Source organism: Actinoplanes sp. CA-051413, from assembly GCF_050955795.1.
Lineage (GTDB): Bacteria > Actinomycetota > Actinomycetes > Mycobacteriales > Micromonosporaceae > Actinoplanes.
The window spans coordinates 8,332,028-8,347,209 of record NZ_CP192100.1 but is presented as its reverse complement, the minus strand read 5'-3'; the positions used below and the strand labels follow the sequence as shown (position 1 = coordinate 8,347,209).

The following is a 15,182-nucleotide window of genomic DNA, read 5'->3' as shown; positions in this document are numbered from 1 at the left end:
CGCAGGCCATCCTCCGTCCTGCGCGGGCAGCGCTGCGTCGCCTACCGTTGGCGGGATGGGCTACCGGATCCTGATCGCCGCGGCCGTGGGCGCGCACTTCGCGTTTTTGGCCTTCGGCATCTTCGGCGGCTTTCTCGCCTGGCGCTGGCGCCGGCTCATCTGGCTGCAGATCGTCAGCGCCGCCTGGCTCCTGATCATCGTGGTCGCGGGGCTGTCCTGCCCGCTGACCTGGCTGGAGGACCGCGGCCGGGCCGGCGCGGGACTGCCGCTGCGCGAGGGTGGCTTCCTGGACAACCACGTGGCGGGCGTCTTCTACCCGCACGGCTACGAGTGGGCGGCGCGGATCACGGTCGCCGCGCTCATCCTCACCTCGTGGATCGGCTTCGCGGTGCGCTCAAAGCTCCGCGACCGCGTCGGCTAGCTCGCAGCCGGTCGCGATCCCGCAGATCATCACCTGGTCGAGCTGCTCCGGGGTGACGCCGCGCTCCCAGTCGCCCACGACCTCACCGACCACCCGCACCGCGCCGTCGTCGGCTGTGTGCACGTACGCCTTGGGCCAGAGCCGGTCGTGGTTCCAGGCGTTGCAGAAGGCGTACAGGCGGGGGACGTCGTCGGTGCTGAAGACCGTCCGGGTCAGCGTGCGCACCTGCAGGACCTCCTCGTCCTTGCCGAGCCGGAAGAAGTAGATCAGGCAACCCTGCCAGTTGCCGCCGATGTCACCGTCGTCGTCGACGAAGTGGGCGAACGTGCGGGCGTTCAGCGCGTCGATGATCATGTCGTGGCTGAGCGGTTGCGGCGCGGACATGCTGTTGATCCTAAACGGGGGAAAAAGCGAAACCCGGTCACGGTGCGGCGCGCGTACTCGCGAGAGTGATCCCGTTACGGTAGGGCCATGGCGGGCCGTACTCCTCCGGCGAGCCGGGGCCGCGCCGCGTCCACCACGCGCGGTGCCGCGACGTCGCGCGCCCGGCAACCAGCAGCTCGCAAGACCCCCGCACGCAAGGCCGCGGCCAAGAAGGCGGTCCCGCGCGCCCGGGCGAGGAGCGCCACCCGGGCCCGGCCCGGAGTCGGATCGGTGCTGGCGACCGGCGTCGGCCGCGGCGTCGGCGCCCTCTGGATGGGCGTCGCGCACAGCGTCGGCTGGGTCGCCCGTGGCGTCGGCCGGCAGGCCGCGACCGCCAAGGAGATCGATCCCGAGCACCGCCGCGACGGTGCCGGCCTGCTCATGCTCGGCCTGGCCATCCTGGTCGGGGTGGCGGTCTGGGCGGGTTCCGCCGGCCCGGTCGGCGCCCGGCTCAACGACGCCATGCGGCTGTTCTTCGGCGGCCTGGCGGTGCTCCTGCCACTGCTGCTGCTCTACGGCGCGGTCCGCTTCATGCGCAAGCCCGCCGACCCCGAGCACCGCGGCCGGTCCGTCGTCGGCTGGAGCGCCCTGGTCGTCTCCACCGCCAGCCTGCTGCACGTGTCCCAGCGCCCCGCCGACGACGTCGAGATGACCAGCTCCGGCGGGCTCATCGGCTACGGCGTCGGCTCCCTGCTGGAGAACGCGGTGACGGCCTGGGTGGCCGTACCCCTGCTCGTGCTGTTGTTGATCTTCGGTCTGCTGGTCATCACCGCGACCCCGATCAACAAGATCCCCGAGCGGCTGATGCTGCTCACCGACGTGCTGCTGGGCCGCTCGTCGGCCCGGGCGCCGCTGCCCGACCCGGACCTGCCGGACCTCGACGAGCCCGGCGACGAGGAGCCCAAGCGTCGTGCCCCGGCCCGCCGTCGGCAGGGCTCGCTGGCCGACATCGGGCTCGCCCCGGACCCCGACGACCTCGACGTGGACGACGACCCGATCGTGCACGACACCGTGCTGGTGCCCCGCGGCAAGAAGGTGCCGGCCAGCCGCAAGGCGCCCGAGCCGCCGGAGCACTCGCCGCTGCCCACCCGCGCCGAGCAGCTCGACATCTCGGCCGTCGAGGGCGACTACCGGCTGCCGCCGCCGAACCTGCTGGGCAAGGGTGCGGCGCCGAAGTCCCGCAGCAAGGCCAACGACGAGATCATGACCGCGCTGACCGGGGTCTTCGACCAGTTCAACCTGGACGCGCAGGTCACCGGCTTCACCCGGGGCCCGACGGTCACCCGCTACGAGGTCGAGGTCGGCCCGGGCGTCAAGGTCGAGCGGATCACTCAGCTCTCCCGCAACATCGCCTACGCGGTCAAGTCGCCCGACGTGCGCATCCTGAGCCCGATCCCGGGCAAGAGCGCGGTCGGCGTGGAGATCCCGAACACCGACCCGGAGAACGTCTCGCTCGGTGACGTGCTGCGCTCGCACGCGGCCACCGCCGACCACCACCCGATGCTGGTGGCGCTGGGCAAGGACATCGAGGGCCGCTTCGTGGTGGCCAACCTGGCCAAGATGCCGCACATCCTGATCGCGGGCGCGACCGGCGCCGGCAAGAGCTCCTGCCTCAACTCGCTGCTGGTCTCGATCCTGACCCGGGCCACCCCGGACGAGGTGCGGCTGCTGCTGATCGACCCGAAGCGGGTCGAGATGACCGGGTACGAGGGCATCCCGCACCTGGTCACGCCGATCGTCACCAACGCCAAGAAGGCCGCCGACGCCCTGGAATGGGTCGTCCGCGAGATGGACATGCGCTACGACGACCTCGCCGCCAACGGGGTACGCCACGTCGACGACTTCAACCGCAAGGTGCGCAGCGGCGAGATCACGGCCCCGCCGGGCGTCGACCGGGTGATGAAGCCGTATCCGTACCTGCTGGTGATCGTCGACGAGCTGGCCGACCTGATGATGGTCGCGCCGCGCGACGTCGAGGACTCGGTGGTCCGGATCACCCAGCTGGCCCGGGCCGCCGGCATCCACCTGGTGCTGGCCACCCAGCGCCCCTCGGTCGACGTGGTCACCGGCCTGATCAAGGCCAACGTCCCGTCCCGGCTGGCCTTCGCCACCAGCTCGCTGGCCGACTCCCGGGTCATCCTCGACCAGCCCGGCGCGGAGAAGCTGCTGGGCCGCGGTGACGGCCTGTTCCTGCCGATGGGCGCGTCCAAGCCGGCCCGCTTCCAGGGTGCCTGGGTCGACGAGAAGGAAATCGCCGACGTCGTCAAGTTCTGCAAGGACCAGCGCGAGCCGGAGTTCCGCCCGGACGTGACGGCGCCGCCGGAGAGCAAGAAGAAGCAGATCGACGAGGAGGTCGGCGACGACCTCGAGGTGCTGATCCAGGCGATCGAGCTGGTGGTCACCTCGCAGTTCGGCTCGACCTCGATGCTGCAGCGCAAGCTGCGGGTCGGCTTCGCCAAGGCGGGCCGGCTGATGGACCTGATGGAGACCCGCGGCATCGTGGGCCCGTCCGAGGGCTCCAAGGCCCGGGAAGTGTTGATCAAGCCCGATGAGCTGGAAGAGACCCTCGCCACGCTCAGGGTCGACTAGACGGGCGAAGGCAGCGCAACCGGCGCCCGGTAGCCTTGTCGGAGTGTCGGTAACCCCTGCCCCCCGCCGTGTCGCCCTGCTCACCCTGGGCTGTGCCCGTAACGAGGTCGACTCCGAGGAGTTGGCCGCCCGTCTCGACGCCGGTGGCTGGCAGGTCAGCACGGACGCCGACGGCGCCGACGTGGTCCTCGTCAACACCTGCGGCTTCGTCGAGAAGGCCAAGCAGGACTCCATCGAGACCCTGCTCGCGGCGGCCGACACCGGCGCCAAGGTGGTCGCCGCCGGCTGCATGGCCGAGCGGTACGGCAAGGAGCTCGCCGAGAGCCTCCCCGAGGCGCAGGCCGTGCTCGGCTTCGACGACTACACCGACATCGCCGCCCGGCTCGACGGCGTGCTCGCCGGTGAGCGGTTCGACGCGCACACCCCGCGGGACCGCCGGGAGCTGCTGCCGCTGACCCCGGTCGCCCGGCAGGCGGCCAAGGTCGTCGTCCCCGGGCACGCCACCGTCGACGAGCACACCCCCGCCCACCTGCGCCAGGTGCTGCGCCGCCGCCTCGACAACGGCCCGGTCGCGAGCCTCAAGCTGGCCAGCGGCTGTGACCGGCGGTGCTCCTTCTGCGCCATCCCGGCCTTCCGGGGCGCGTTCGTCTCCCGTGATCCGCAGGAGCTGCTGGCCGAGGCCGAGTGGCTGGCCGGCACCGGCGTCCGCGAGCTGGTCCTGGTGAGTGAGAACAGCACCTCGTACGGCAAGGACCTCGGCGACCCGCGCGCCCTGGAGAAGCTGCTGCCACAGCTCGCCGCCGTACCGGGGATCGTCCGGGTCCGGGCCAGCTACCTGCAGCCCGCCGAGACCCGTCCCGGCCTGGTCGAGACCATCGCCACCACGCCGGGCGTCGCGGCGTACTACGACCTGTCCTTCCAGCACTCCAGCGAGCCGGTGCTGCGCCGGATGCGCCGGTTCGGCTCCACCGACCGGTTCCTGGACCTGCTCGCCTCGGCCCGCGCGCTGGCCCCCGAGGCCGGCGCGCGCAGCAATTTCATCGTCGGCTTCCCCGGCGAGACCCGGGAGGACGTGGACGAACTGGTCCGGTTCCTGACCGAGGCCCGGCTGGACGCCATCGGCGTCTTCGACTACAGCGACGAGGACGGCACCGAGGCCGTCGGCCTGTCCGGCAAGGTGGACGAGGACGAGATCAAGCTCCGGTACGCCGAGATCAGCGAACTGGCCGACGAACTGTGCGCCCAGCGGGCCGAGGACCGGCTCGGCTCGGTCGTCGAGGTGCTGGTCGACACGATCACCGATGGCGAGATCGAGGGTCGCGCCGAGCACCAGGCGCCCGAGGTCGACGGTTCCACCCTGCTGGTCGCCGGCGAGCAGGGGGTCGACCTGGCTGCGCTGCGCCCCGGCGACTTCGTCCGGGCCCGGGTCACCGGCACCGAGGGCGTCGACCTGGTGGCCGTACCCGTCGAAATGATCTCCGCGGCACCGGCAGCGGCAGCGTCGTGACCGACGAGCCGGTGCCGGTGGCCGTGCCGCGGCCGGTCTCGCTCTACAACCCGGCCAACGTCCTGACGGCCGCCCGCATCGTGCTCGTCCCCGTGTTCGTGGCCTTCGTCGTCGTCTCCGGCATGGTCGACTCCGGCTGGCGGATCGCCGCCTGCCTGACCTTCTGTGTGGCGTCCGCCACGGATTTCGCGGACGGCTGGATCGCCCGGCGCTACGAGCTGGTGACGTCCTTCGGCAAGGTGGCGGATCCGATCGCGGACAAGGCGCTGACCGGCAGTGCGCTGGTGCTGCTGTCGGCGTACGACCGGCTGTCGTGGTGGGTGACGGGCCTGATCCTGGTCCGGGAGTGGGGCGTCACGGCGCTGCGTTTCTGGGTGATCCGGTACGGCGTCATCCCGGCCAGCCGCGGCGGCAAGCTCAAGACGGCGCTGCAGATCGCCGCGATCGCGTGGTTCCTGTGGCCCGTTCCGGAGCCGTTCGACCTGGTCGGCACGGTGCTGATGGTCGCGGCGCTGATTGTGACCGTGGTGACGGGTGTGGATTACGTGTTGCAGGCGTTGCGCCTGCGCCGGCGGGCCCAGCGGGTCTGAGGACGCGCCCCGCCCGGACTTGGCAGAATCGGGACATGAGCGAAGGCAGGATCGATGATCCCGGGGTGGCGGCCGCCGCGGTGGTGCACGCCCTGGTCGACCGGCACCAGACGCTGTCGGTCGCGGAGTCGCTGACCGGTGGCCTGCTCGCCGCCACGATCGTCGAGATCGCCGGGGTCAGCGCGGTGTTCAAGGGCGGCATGGTGGTCTACGCCACCGAGCTGAAGCACACCCTGGCCGGCGTGCCCCGGCAGCTGCTGGACGAGCGCGGGCCGGTCGATCCGGACGTCGCGTTGGCCCTGGCCGAGGGGGTGCGGGAGCGTTGCGGTTCCGATTGGGGCCTGGCCACGACCGGGGTCGCCGGGCCGGAGCCGCAGGACGGCAAGCCGGTCGGGATGGTCTTCGTCGCGGCGGCCGGGCCGGGCGGAGCCACCGTTCAGGAGCTGAGCCTGCCGGGTTCCCGGCAGGACATCCGCATCGCGAGTGTGACGTCCGCCCTGTCGCTGCTCGTCGCCGAGCTGCGCGGCTCGACCGCGGGAATCGCGGGCTGACCTGCCGCGTTGTCTCGATCGGGTGAGTGGGTGGAACCTGCCCGCCGCCCGTCTCAGCAGCCCCGCGGGCACCCGCGTGTCCCCGCCCGTCCCGCATTTCGGCGGGGCGGGATGTCGGTGTAGCCCGTAGCGGGTACGGTTGCGGGAAGCCTCCGGCGGTTGCCGGCGGGCCCGCCGCAGGAGGAGGTGCCATGGTCCTGCTACGCCGGGTTATCGGTGACGCACTTCGGGCGCGCAGGCAGGGTCAGCATCGCACGCTGCGTGAGGTGTCGACCGCCGCCAACGTCAGCCTGGGGTATCTCTCCGAGATCGAACGTGGCCAGAAGGAAGCGTCCAGCGAGCTGCTCGCCGCGATCTGCGAGGCTCTGGGCGCGCGCCTGTCCGAGGTCCTGGGTGAAGTGAGCGGCACGCTCGCGCTCGCCGAGGGGATGGACGGTGTTCTCGCCCCGCTCGAGCCCACTACCGTCGAGACCAGTGGTGCGGGCGCCAACCCCGTTCCGCTCACCGGCTCCCCGATCAAGGCGGCTCCGGTCAAGAAGGGCGAGGCCCCGGCCGTGCGCCAGGTGACCTCCGACGGGACGGTCTCTGTATCCGTCCGGAGTGAGTCTCCGCTCAAGGCGACTCTGCACGCGACCCGCAAGCGCGGGCGCGACATCGTCTACGCAGCCTGATCCTCAGCACCGCCCCTACGCGTTCCGGCGTCGCCGGAACGCGTATCGGCGCGTAGCCTCGATGTCGGGGGAACCCTCGTCCGACCCTGAGATCCCCCGTAGGTCACGTGACGCCGGTGGCGTGGAGCTGACACGATGGACTTCGCGCCATCGTGAAGACCCCTCGGTCCCGCGTCGGTGGCGCGTCCGACTGAGCGACATTGAGGGGATACCGCGGATATGGCGAACCCGTTCGTCAAGGGCTGGCGCTACATGATGGCGCTCTTCGGCGCCAAGATCGATGAGTACGCCGACCCCAAGGTGCAGATCCAGCAGGCCATCGAGGATGCCCAGCGCCAGCACCAGGCACTCGTGCAGCAGGCCGCCGCCGTGATCGGCAACCAGCGGCAGCTGGAGATGAAGCTGTCCCGGCAGATGTCCGAGGTCGAGAAGCTGCAGGGCATGGCCCGCCAGGCCCTGGTGCTGGCCGACCGGGCCCGGGCTGGCGGCGACGAGGCCGAGGCGCAGAAGTACGAGTCCACCGCCACGACGCTCGCCACCCAGCTGGTCTCCGGCGAGCAGTCGATGGAAGACCTGAAGACGCTGCACGACCAGGCGCTGTCGGCGGCCGGCCAGGCCCGCAAGGCGGTGGAGAACAACGCGATGGTGCTCCAGCAGCGCATCGCCGAGCGCTCCCGTCTGCTCAGCCAGCTCGAGCAGGCCAAGATGCAGGAGACGGTGGCCAAGTCGCTGGAGTCGATGTCGTCGCTCTCCGCGCCGGGCAACACCCCGTCCCTGGACGAGGTCCGCGACAAGATCGAGCAGCGGTACGCGAACGCGATGGGCCGCGCCGAACTGGCGTCGAACTCCGTCGAGGGCCGCATGCTCGAGGTGCAGAAGTCGAGCCTCGACATGGCCGGCACCTCGCGGCTGGAGCAGATCCGGGCCAGCATGGCCGGCGAGCAGCTCGGCGGCACCGCGGCCAAGCCGGCTGTGGAGGCGGGCAACAACGCCGCCCCGGCGGCCGACCCGGCCAGCGTGGCCCGTCTCGACGAGATCAGGGCAAGCATGAACGCCAAGCGTGGGGACACCTCGGCCACTGGCTGAGCACCCCAACCCGGGGAGGAGTGAACGGTGGACGAGCGGAGCAGGTACTTCCGGCAGCTCAGGAAGCTGCGGGGGTCCGCGCGGCGCTGGAGCGTCGTCGGCGGAGGGCTGACCGCTGCCGCTGCCGTGCTCACCCCGTACGCGGGCATCGGGCTCGCCGACGCGGCCTGGGCCGCGTCGGCGGGTGCGTCCGTGGCGCTGGCCTGGTGGCGCTGGAGTGACCACCGGGCGCTGGCCGCGATCCCGGCGCCGCCGCCCGCCCCGCCGGCCATCCCCGGCCAGCGGCTGGTGGCGGCCGTCGAGCGGTTCCCGGCGGGCCGGCAGGTGCTGCAGGAGGTCCGCCGGCACAAGGAGCGTTACGCGCTGCGCGGTTCCGCCGTCGCCCAGGCCTGGGACAGGCTGGACCGGGCGGCCATGACGCTGACCGGGCTGGCCGGCCGACTGACCGGGCCCGGCGAGGCCGCGATGCTGGAGGCCGCGGTGGCCGAGCAGTGGCTGCGGGACCTCGGCCAGCGGGTGGCCAGCGTCGAACGGGCGATCCCGCTCAGCCCGCCGGATCAGCGCGCCGGGATCGAGCAGGCGCACGAGAGCCTGGCCAAGCAGTTCACCGAGGGCGTGGCCGCGTACGAACGGCTGGTCGCGGCCGCGGCGAGCTATGTCGCCGAGGAGGGCCACCCGGCCTCCACCCAGCACCCGGCGCTCGGTGGCCTGATCGAGGCGACCGACCGCCTGCGCGGCATCGCCGAGGGGCTGTCCGAGCTGCGGCGGCCCGCCACCCCCGCCGCCTAGGAAGAGCCCGGCTTCGGCTGGCAGCGCGGGCACCAGTAGGTGATCCGCTCCTCCTGGTCCTCTTTCTGGATCGCCGAGCCGCAGCGCCGGCAGGGCTGCGCCCGCCGCCCGTAGACATAGCTGGTCTGTCCCCGGCGCAGGGATCCGGTGGTGGTCTGCGTCCAGCGTCCGCGGTTGGAGGCCACCAGCTTCTGCGCCAGCTTCACCGTGCCGGCCAGGTCCGCCACCGCGGAGACCGGCGTCCACGGCCACAGGCCGCGCAGGAAGAGCGTCTCGGCCTTGTAGAGGTTGCCGACCCCGGCGAGGTTGCGCTGGTCCAGCAGCGCCTCACCGATCGGGACGTCCGGCTTGGCCGCGATCCGGCGGACCGCCTCGTCGGGGTCCCAGTCGGCGCCGAGCAGGTCCGGTCCCAGGTGGCCAAGCAGCTTCTCCTCCTCGGCCGTGGGCAGCAGCGCCACCTCGTGCAGGTGGTAGCCGACCGCCACCGAGCGTTTCGTCCGCAGCACCACCCGGATCAGGTGCGCGGGGCGGCCGGTCCAGCGCTCACCCGGCGCGTACGCCCGCCAGGCGCCGTCCATGCGCAGGTGCGAGTGCAGGGTCATGGCCCGTTCGCCGCTCGTCAGCCGCAGCAGCAGGTGTTTACCCCGGCTCGCCGACTCGGCCACCGTCCAGCCGGTCAGGTCGGTCGTCGCGAGCTGCGGCACCCGGAAGTCCGAGCCGGTGAGCACGTCGCCCTGCAGCGCGCGTTCGAGGACGCGCGCGGTGTTCCATACGGTGTCACCTTCGGGCATGGCTCTGCTCCTGCCCAGCCGACAGCATCGCAATCATCGCGGCCGGTTCCAGCGTGGCGCCACGGGCGTCAGCGGCGGCCCGGGTCACCGGATCGAGGGCCTCGTCGAGGGCGTTGTTCAGGGCGGCCGAGGTCGTCGGGTCGGTGGCTTCGGGCCGTAGTCCGCGGCGGGCGCCCTGGTGGCGTACGGCGGCCAGCAGCGTCGCACCCAGCTCGGGCCGGCCGCTCAGCGTGAGGGCGTACGCGCCGGTGTGCAGGCAGGAGAGCACGTTGCCGACGTCGTCCTCCTCCCGGAACCGGCCCAGGGCGGCACCGAGCTCGCGCAGCGCCGCGGCCGGGTCGGGGTCGGCCGGGACCAGCCAGGCCCGGGCCAGCAGCAGCTCACTCATCGCGGCGATCCAGTTCTGCCGCAGCTCGCCGGCGTGCCTGGCCGCGCCCGTGAGCACCCGGCGGCTCTCCAGCAGCTCACCGAGCCCGGTCAGGGCCCCGCCGAGCGCCATCTCACCGGCCGGCGTGGCCCACTGCTCGCCGATCCGCACACTCACCGCGATCGACTCCCGGGCCCGGACCGCGGCGGTGTCGTAGTCGCCGCGCGCCGACCACAGCAGCGACTCGTAGTAGCGGAGCTGACTGACCAGGCGCCACCCGTCCTGGCTGTCCGGCTCCGCGAGCAGGGCCTTCGCCTGCCACAGGCACTCGGCGGCACCGTCGACGTCCCCGCCGATGAACCGCAGGGTCCCGCAGGTGGCCAGCGCGAGCGCCCGGTCGACCGCGGGCGCGTCCGGAGCCCCGGCCAGGGCCGTGGTCAGCAGCCGCAGCCCTTCGGCCACGTGTCCGCCCCGGAACCAGAACCACTCCAGCAGGCCCGCCGTCCGCAGCGCCGCTCCCGGATCCGCGACGAGGTCGTGGGCGAGCGCGGCGCGCAGGTTGGGCACTTCACGGTTGAGGACCCGGATGGCGTGCGCCGAGCGCTCCCCGCGCAGCTCGGGCGCGGTCCGTTCGACCAGCGCGCGAACCCAGGCGGCCTGCGCGGCCCGGCTCGCCGCCGGATCGGGGTCGTGTTCCTGGCAAAACGCCCGGATGATGCCCAGCAGCCGGTAGCGGGTCGGCGTCACGGTCGTGTCGGCGCTGACCACCGAGCGGGTGACCAGCGAGGACAGCGCTTCCAGATCGGAGCCGACCGCCGCGGCGGCCTCCACGGTGAAGCCGCCCGCGAACGGCCACAGCCGCAGCAGCAGCGCCCGGTCGGCGGCCGGCAGCAGGTCGACGCTCCAGGCCACGGCCGCCTCCAGGGTGGCGTGTGGGGCCAGTGCGCCGCGCGGCACCCGGCCCAGCGCGGGGAACCGTTCGCCGAGCAACGACACCAGCTCGCCGAGACCCAGCACCCGGGCCCGGGCGGCGGCCAGCTCCAGCGCCAGCGGGATCCCGTCCAGCACCTCCGCCAGCCGCGCCAGCTGGGCCTCGTCGTCGGGGTCCGGACTCCAGCCCGGGCGTACCGCGCCGATCCGGTCGACCAGCAGCGCCACGGCGTCGCCCGAAGGCAGGGGCGTGACCGGCAGCAGCCGTTCGCCGTCGACACCGAGCGGCTCGCGGCTCGTCGCCAGGATCCGCAGCTGCGGGCAGCGGGCCAGCAGCTCGACGACCAGGTCGGCCACGGCAGCGACAAGATGCTCGCAGTTGTCGAGGATGAGCAGCGCTTCCCGGCCGCTCAACGCTGAGCTCAGGCCGGCCGGGCCGGGCTCGGCCGGCTGGTGCACGCCGGCGGCCGCGGCGATCGTGGAGACGAGCAGGTCCGGTTCCGTGACGTCGGCCAGCCGGGCCAGCCACGGGCCGTCAGCGTCCGGGCGGGTCGCCGCGTACTCCACCGCCAGCCGGGTCTTGCCCGCGCCGCCCGGACCGACGAGGGAGAGCAGGCGCGTGGCCGGCATGGTGGCTTCGAGTGCGGCCAGCTCCGCCTCCCGGCCGACGAAAGCGGACAGCGGCCGGGTCACCGCCGGGGCCTTGGTGACCGGGCGTGGTGCCGGGCCGGCCCGGGCGGGCAACAGCAGGCCGGGATCCTGGGCCAGCAGGCGCCGCTCCAGGGACTGCAGGGCGGGACCGGGATCGACGCCGAGGTCATCGGCGAGCAGTGCGCGGATCCTGCGCAGAGCCGACAGCGCCTCGGCCTGGCGAGCACTGCGGTAGAGACCGAGGATGAGCAGTTCCCAGCGGCGTTCCCGATAGGGCTCTGCGCGTACGGCTGGGGTCAGCTCGGCCACCGCGCCGGGTGCGTCGCCCACGGCCAGGCGCGCCGCCAGCCTCTCCTCGACCGCGACCAGGCGCAGCTCTCCCAGCCGGGCCCGGGCGGCCTCGACCTCGACGGCCCCGTCCAGATCCGCGAACGCCTCCCCGCGCCACAGCCGTAGCGCCGCGTCGAAGGCGCGGACGGCCTCGGCCGGCCGCTGCTCGTCCAGCAGCTCCCGCCCGCGGGCGACGCCCGCCTCGAACGCCGCCACGTCCGTCTCCGCGCCGGTCAGCCGGTATCCGTCGCCGACCCGCTGCAGCGCCTCCCGATGCTCGGCGCCCAGCGCTCGCCGCAACCGCGACACGTACGCCTGCAGCGACACCTCCGGGCTGGCCGGCGGATCGTCACCCCACACCGCCGCCGTCAGCGCGTCCCCGCTGACCGGCCGGCCGCCGGCCGCGATGAGCGCGGTGACGAGCCGGCGCGGCAACGGACCGCCCAGATCGAGGACGCCGCGGCCCGCGCCGAGCTCGGTCGGCCCGAGAACGCGGCAGCTCAGCACGGGTGGAGCATACAAACGCACGCCGCTTGCAGGCAGTCTGCAAGCCGACCCGAGCACTCTGAGCCCATGACGACCACAACAGCACGCGTCGACACCTGGGAGATGGTGCTGGTGCACCGGGTGTTCCGGCGCGAGTTCCGCATCCTGCCCGCCCTGATCCGCGCAGTGCCGCCCGGCGACACCGCCCGCGCCGAGACCATCGGTTCCCACCTGGCCAACGTGGCCGGGGCGCTGCACCACCACCACGAGGCCGAGGACGAACTGCTCTGGCCGGTCATGCTCGACCGGGTCGGGCTGCGCGCCGACCTCGTGCACCGGATGGAGGCGCAGCACGAACGCCTGGCCGGCCTGCTCACCCGCATCGACGACCTGACCGCCCGCTGGCGCGCCCACGCCGCCGCCGACGTCCGCGACGAGCTCGCGGACGTGCTGGCCCAGGCATCCGGCGCCCTCGACGAACACCTGGGCGACGAGGAACGCGAACTGCTCCCGCTGGTGTCGGAGCACGTGACCCCGGCCGAGTGGAACGCGCTCAACGAGCGGGGCCGCGAGGCGATCCCGAAGAACAAACTGGCCCTGGTCTTCGTCGGTGCGATCCTCGAGGAGGCGAGCCCGCGGGAGCGGAAGATGTTTCTCGCCCAGCTGCCCGGGCCGGCCCGGCTGCTCTGGCGCCTCTTCGGGCCACGCATTTATGCCAAGTCCCGGGACAGCATTCGGCGGGGCTGAACCGGCCTCCGCCCCGCGGCTGCTCGGAGGTCAGCGTTCGGCGACGCGGACTATGTCGCCGGGGCGGACCGAGAGCAGGACGACTGCACGGCCGCCGTTCACCGCTATCGCCACGCGGCCGGCCGAGTCCTCGTACACGATCATCTCGCCCTGCTGGGCATCGGCGAAGGTCTGGGCGCGCCGGGCCTTGACCCCGCCGATGACCAGGTCCGGGCTCAGCCCGGACAGCGTCGCGCCGCCGGCGGCGAGCTGCACGTTGCCGAAGCGGTCGACGGTGAGCACCTCGGCCTCGAGCCAGCCGTCGCCGACCGCGACGACCGGATCGGGGAGCCGCACCAGGGTCTCCGGGGCGACGGCCGGCCCCGCGTCGCTCAGCGGCGCGCCGAGCGCGAGCCGCGCCGCGGCGGGGGAGAACACGTCCCGGCCGTGGAACGTGCGCGAGACGTCGCCGAGCAGCCAGTCTTTGTTGGTGAGCTCGAACACGTCGTCGATGCCGCCCAGCGCCTCGGCCGCCCAGATCAGCAGCCCGTTGTCCGGACCGACCAGGAGGCCGCCGGGGGTGCCGATCGTGATGCCGCGCCGCTCGGAGCCGACCCCGGGGTCGACCACGGCGACATGCACCGACGGCGGCAGGTGCGGCGCCGTCTGTGCCAGCACCGCGGCGCCGCGCGCCACGTCAGCGGGCGGCACGTGGTGGGTGATGTCGTTGACTCGCACATCGGGAGCGATGCGCGCGATCACCCCGCGGCACGCGGCGGCGAAACCGTCGAACGTGCCGTAGTCGGTGGTGAGGCTGATCCATCCATAGCCGCCCATGGTGGTTCACGTTACTGCCCCGGCACACTCCGTGCGTGGCGGCTGGCCGGACGCGTCGCGGTTCTTCTGGCACTGTTGATCTATGCGTCTTGTCATCTTCACCGAACCTCAGCAGGGTGCGTCGTACGACGACCTGCGGCGGGTGGCCCAGCTCGCGGAGCAGACCGGGTACGACGGCTTCTTCCGCTCCGACCACTATGTCGCGATGGGCGGGGACGGCCTGCCCGGCCCGACCGACGCCTGGCTGACCCTGGCCGCACTGGCGGTGCAGACCTCCCGGATCCGGCTTGGCACGCTGGTCACGTCGGCGACGTTCCGGCTGCCGGGCCCGCTGGCGATCGGGGTGGCCCAGGTCGACGCGATGAGCGGCGGCCGGGTGGAACTGGGCCTGGGCGGCGGCTGGTTCGAGCAGGAACACACCGCGTACGGCATCCCGTTCCCGCCGGTGGGCGAGCGTTTCGACCGCCTCGAGGAGCAACTCGAGATCGTCGAGGGCCTGTGGACGACCCCGGTGGGCGAGCAGTACACCTTCGAGGGAAAGCACTACCAGGTGACGAACTCGCCTGCCCTGCCGAAACCGGTCCAGTCACCCCGCCCGCCGATCATCGTGGGCGGCGCGGGCAAGAAGCGCACCCCGGCGCTGGCGGCCCGGTACGCCGACGAGTTCAACGCCCCGTTCGCGAAGGTGACGGACCTGCCGGCGATGTTCGACCGGGTCCGGGCGGCAAGCGAAGAGATCGGCCGGGCCCAGCCGCCGGCCCTGTCGGCGGCGGCGGTGCTGTGCGTGGGCCGCGACGAGGCGGAGGTGAAGCGCCGAGCGGCGGCAATCGGCCGCGACGTGGAAGAGATGCGCGGGAACGGCGGGGTGGTGGGCACGCCGGACCAGGCGGTGGAGATCCTCGGCCGGTACGCGGAGACGGGAGCGTCCCGGGTGTACCTGCAAGTGCTGGACCTGACCGACCTCGACCACATCGAGCTGGTCGCCGCAGCGGTGGCGCCGCAGCTGTCCTGACGTCTGTCCGGGCCGGTGATCCCCGACGTCGCGATTCTCGGCGCCGAGATCACCGGCCCGGTGCTGTTCAACGCACCGCCTGGTTTCCTGCGCGATCGGCCCGGGTTCACCGCCCGGTCTATTGCGCAGAGGATCGATGGTGGCGGTCGGCCCGGGCCCGGCGCGTGGCGTCTTACGCGGCGGCTCGGTGCGATGGCCGGCTTGGACTCCGGCCCGCCTGGTGTCCCACGCGGCGGATCGGTGTGGCCGGTCGGCTCAGGCCCGGCGTTGCGGCGCGCCCTTCTCGTGGCCATTTTGTGAGTCCATGAAGGCTCGCGGGTGGAGTCGGTGGGTGGCCGGGATGGGCGGCTGCGGGGTCGTTGCGGTGGTTTGGCCCTGGTGGGGACGGTCTTGGTGGTGGCGGGAATGAGGTGTCCGGGCTCGGG

The 15,182-nt window shown here is 72.8% G+C and carries 14 protein-coding genes; 10 read left to right on the top strand and 4 right to left on the bottom strand.

From position 1 onward, the window contains the following. Window positions 1-55 precede the first annotated feature (55 nt). Complete coding sequence (locus tag ACQP2Y_RS39305; RefSeq protein WP_433721437.1) at window positions 56-421, top strand: DUF2784 domain-containing protein; 366 nt, start codon at window positions 56-58, stop codon at window positions 419-421. On the opposite strand, the gene ACQP2Y_RS39300 is transcribed toward ACQP2Y_RS39305, so the two are convergent. Then, window positions 395-805, bottom strand: coding sequence for a YbjN domain-containing protein (locus tag ACQP2Y_RS39300; protein ID WP_433721436.1), 411 nt, complete (start codon window positions 803-805; stop codon window positions 395-397). The genes ACQP2Y_RS39305 and ACQP2Y_RS39300 overlap by 27 nt on opposite strands. 87 nt (window positions 806-892) lie before the next feature. Here ACQP2Y_RS39300 and ACQP2Y_RS39295 point away from each other — a divergent pair, with 87 nt between their 5' ends. From ACQP2Y_RS39295 to pspM, 7 genes are all read left to right on the top strand, one after another. Next, entirely contained in the window at window positions 893-3,433 is a 2,541-nt protein-coding gene (locus ACQP2Y_RS39295; protein ID WP_433721435.1) for a DNA translocase FtsK 4TM domain-containing protein, read from the top strand. Between the two features lie 43 nt (window positions 3,434-3,476). Then, on the top strand, window positions 3,477-4,940 hold the full coding sequence (rimO, locus tag ACQP2Y_RS39290) for a 30S ribosomal protein S12 methylthiotransferase RimO (RefSeq protein WP_433721434.1): 1,464 nt from the start codon (window positions 3,477-3,479) through the stop codon (window positions 4,938-4,940). Beyond that, a complete protein-coding gene (pgsA, locus tag ACQP2Y_RS39285; RefSeq protein ID WP_433721433.1) occupies window positions 4,937-5,530 on the top strand; it encodes a CDP-diacylglycerol--glycerol-3-phosphate 3-phosphatidyltransferase in 594 nt (197 codons plus the stop codon). Before rimO ends, pgsA begins: the two co-directional genes overlap by 4 nt. A gap of 35 nt (window positions 5,531-5,565) precedes the next feature. Then, window positions 5,566-6,081, top strand: a complete 516-nt coding sequence (locus tag ACQP2Y_RS39280) for a CinA family protein (RefSeq protein WP_433721432.1) — start codon at window positions 5,566-5,568, stop codon at window positions 6,079-6,081. 191 nt (window positions 6,082-6,272) lie between these two features. Beyond that, the gene (locus tag ACQP2Y_RS39275) at window positions 6,273-6,752 is read left to right on the top strand and encodes a helix-turn-helix domain-containing protein (RefSeq protein WP_433721431.1); all 480 of its coding nucleotides are present in this window, start codon (window positions 6,273-6,275) and stop codon (window positions 6,750-6,752) included. A 219-nt stretch (window positions 6,753-6,971) separates the two neighbouring features. Further along, a complete protein-coding gene (locus ACQP2Y_RS39270; RefSeq protein ID WP_360825043.1) occupies window positions 6,972-7,838 on the top strand; it encodes a PspA/IM30 family protein in 867 nt (288 codons plus the stop codon). 27 nt (window positions 7,839-7,865) lie between these two features. Continuing rightward, a complete protein-coding gene (gene pspM / locus ACQP2Y_RS39265; RefSeq protein ID WP_433721430.1) occupies window positions 7,866-8,627 on the top strand; it encodes a phage shock envelope stress response protein PspM in 762 nt (253 codons plus the stop codon). Here the strand turns inward: pspM and ACQP2Y_RS39260 are convergent. After that, complete coding sequence (locus tag ACQP2Y_RS39260; protein ID WP_433721429.1) at window positions 8,624-9,418, bottom strand: DNA-formamidopyrimidine glycosylase family protein; 795 nt, start codon at window positions 9,416-9,418, stop codon at window positions 8,624-8,626. The genes pspM and ACQP2Y_RS39260 overlap by 4 nt on opposite strands. After that, window positions 9,405-12,203 (bottom strand): BTAD domain-containing putative transcriptional regulator, encoded by a 2,799-nt coding sequence (locus ACQP2Y_RS39255; RefSeq protein ID WP_433721428.1) that lies wholly within the window; start codon window positions 12,201-12,203, stop codon window positions 9,405-9,407. The genes ACQP2Y_RS39260 and ACQP2Y_RS39255 overlap by 14 nt, the downstream gene beginning before the upstream one ends. 66 nt (window positions 12,204-12,269) lie before the next feature. On the opposite strand from ACQP2Y_RS39255, the gene ACQP2Y_RS39250 reads away from it, so the two are divergent. Continuing rightward, complete coding sequence (locus ACQP2Y_RS39250) at window positions 12,270-12,929, top strand: hemerythrin domain-containing protein (RefSeq protein ID WP_433721427.1); 660 nt, start codon at window positions 12,270-12,272, stop codon at window positions 12,927-12,929. Window positions 12,930-12,959: 30 nt separating this feature from the next. Here the strand turns inward: ACQP2Y_RS39250 and ACQP2Y_RS39245 are convergent, their stop codons facing one another. Then, window positions 12,960-13,745, bottom strand: a complete 786-nt coding sequence (locus tag ACQP2Y_RS39245; protein ID WP_433721426.1) for an SAM hydrolase/SAM-dependent halogenase family protein — start codon at window positions 13,743-13,745, stop codon at window positions 12,960-12,962. Between the two features lie 82 nt (window positions 13,746-13,827). On the opposite strand from ACQP2Y_RS39245, the gene ACQP2Y_RS39240 reads away from it, so the two are divergent. Next, window positions 13,828-14,757 carry an LLM class F420-dependent oxidoreductase gene (locus tag ACQP2Y_RS39240; protein WP_433721425.1) on the top strand — a complete coding sequence of 310 codons (930 nt, stop codon included), beginning with the start codon at window positions 13,828-13,830 and terminating at the stop codon, window positions 14,755-14,757. Window positions 14,758-15,182: the final 425 nt, after the last annotated feature.

Coding starts and splice junctions, on each gene's coding strand:
- ACQP2Y_RS39260 (WP_433721429.1), bottom strand. CDS start 9,418: ATGCCCGAAGGTGACACCGTATGGAACACCGCGCGCGTCCTCGAACGC.
- ACQP2Y_RS39245 (WP_433721426.1), bottom strand. CDS start 13,745: ATGGGCGGCTATGGATGGATCAGCCTCACCACCGACTACGGCACGTTC.
- ACQP2Y_RS39250 (WP_433721427.1), top strand. CDS start 12,270: ATGACGACCACAACAGCACGCGTCGACACCTGGGAGATGGTGCTGGTG.
- ACQP2Y_RS39305 (WP_433721437.1), top strand. CDS start 56: ATGGGCTACCGGATCCTGATCGCCGCGGCCGTGGGCGCGCACTTCGCG.
- ACQP2Y_RS39275 (WP_433721431.1), top strand. CDS start 6,273: ATGGTCCTGCTACGCCGGGTTATCGGTGACGCACTTCGGGCGCGCAGG.
- ACQP2Y_RS39270 (WP_360825043.1), top strand. CDS start 6,972: ATGGCGAACCCGTTCGTCAAGGGCTGGCGCTACATGATGGCGCTCTTC.
- ACQP2Y_RS39240 (WP_433721425.1), top strand. CDS start 13,828: ATGCGTCTTGTCATCTTCACCGAACCTCAGCAGGGTGCGTCGTACGAC.
- ACQP2Y_RS39300 (WP_433721436.1), bottom strand. CDS start 805: ATGTCCGCGCCGCAACCGCTCAGCCACGACATGATCATCGACGCGCTG.
- ACQP2Y_RS39280 (WP_433721432.1), top strand. CDS start 5,566: ATGAGCGAAGGCAGGATCGATGATCCCGGGGTGGCGGCCGCCGCGGTG.
- ACQP2Y_RS39295 (WP_433721435.1), top strand. CDS start 893: ATGGCGGGCCGTACTCCTCCGGCGAGCCGGGGCCGCGCCGCGTCCACC.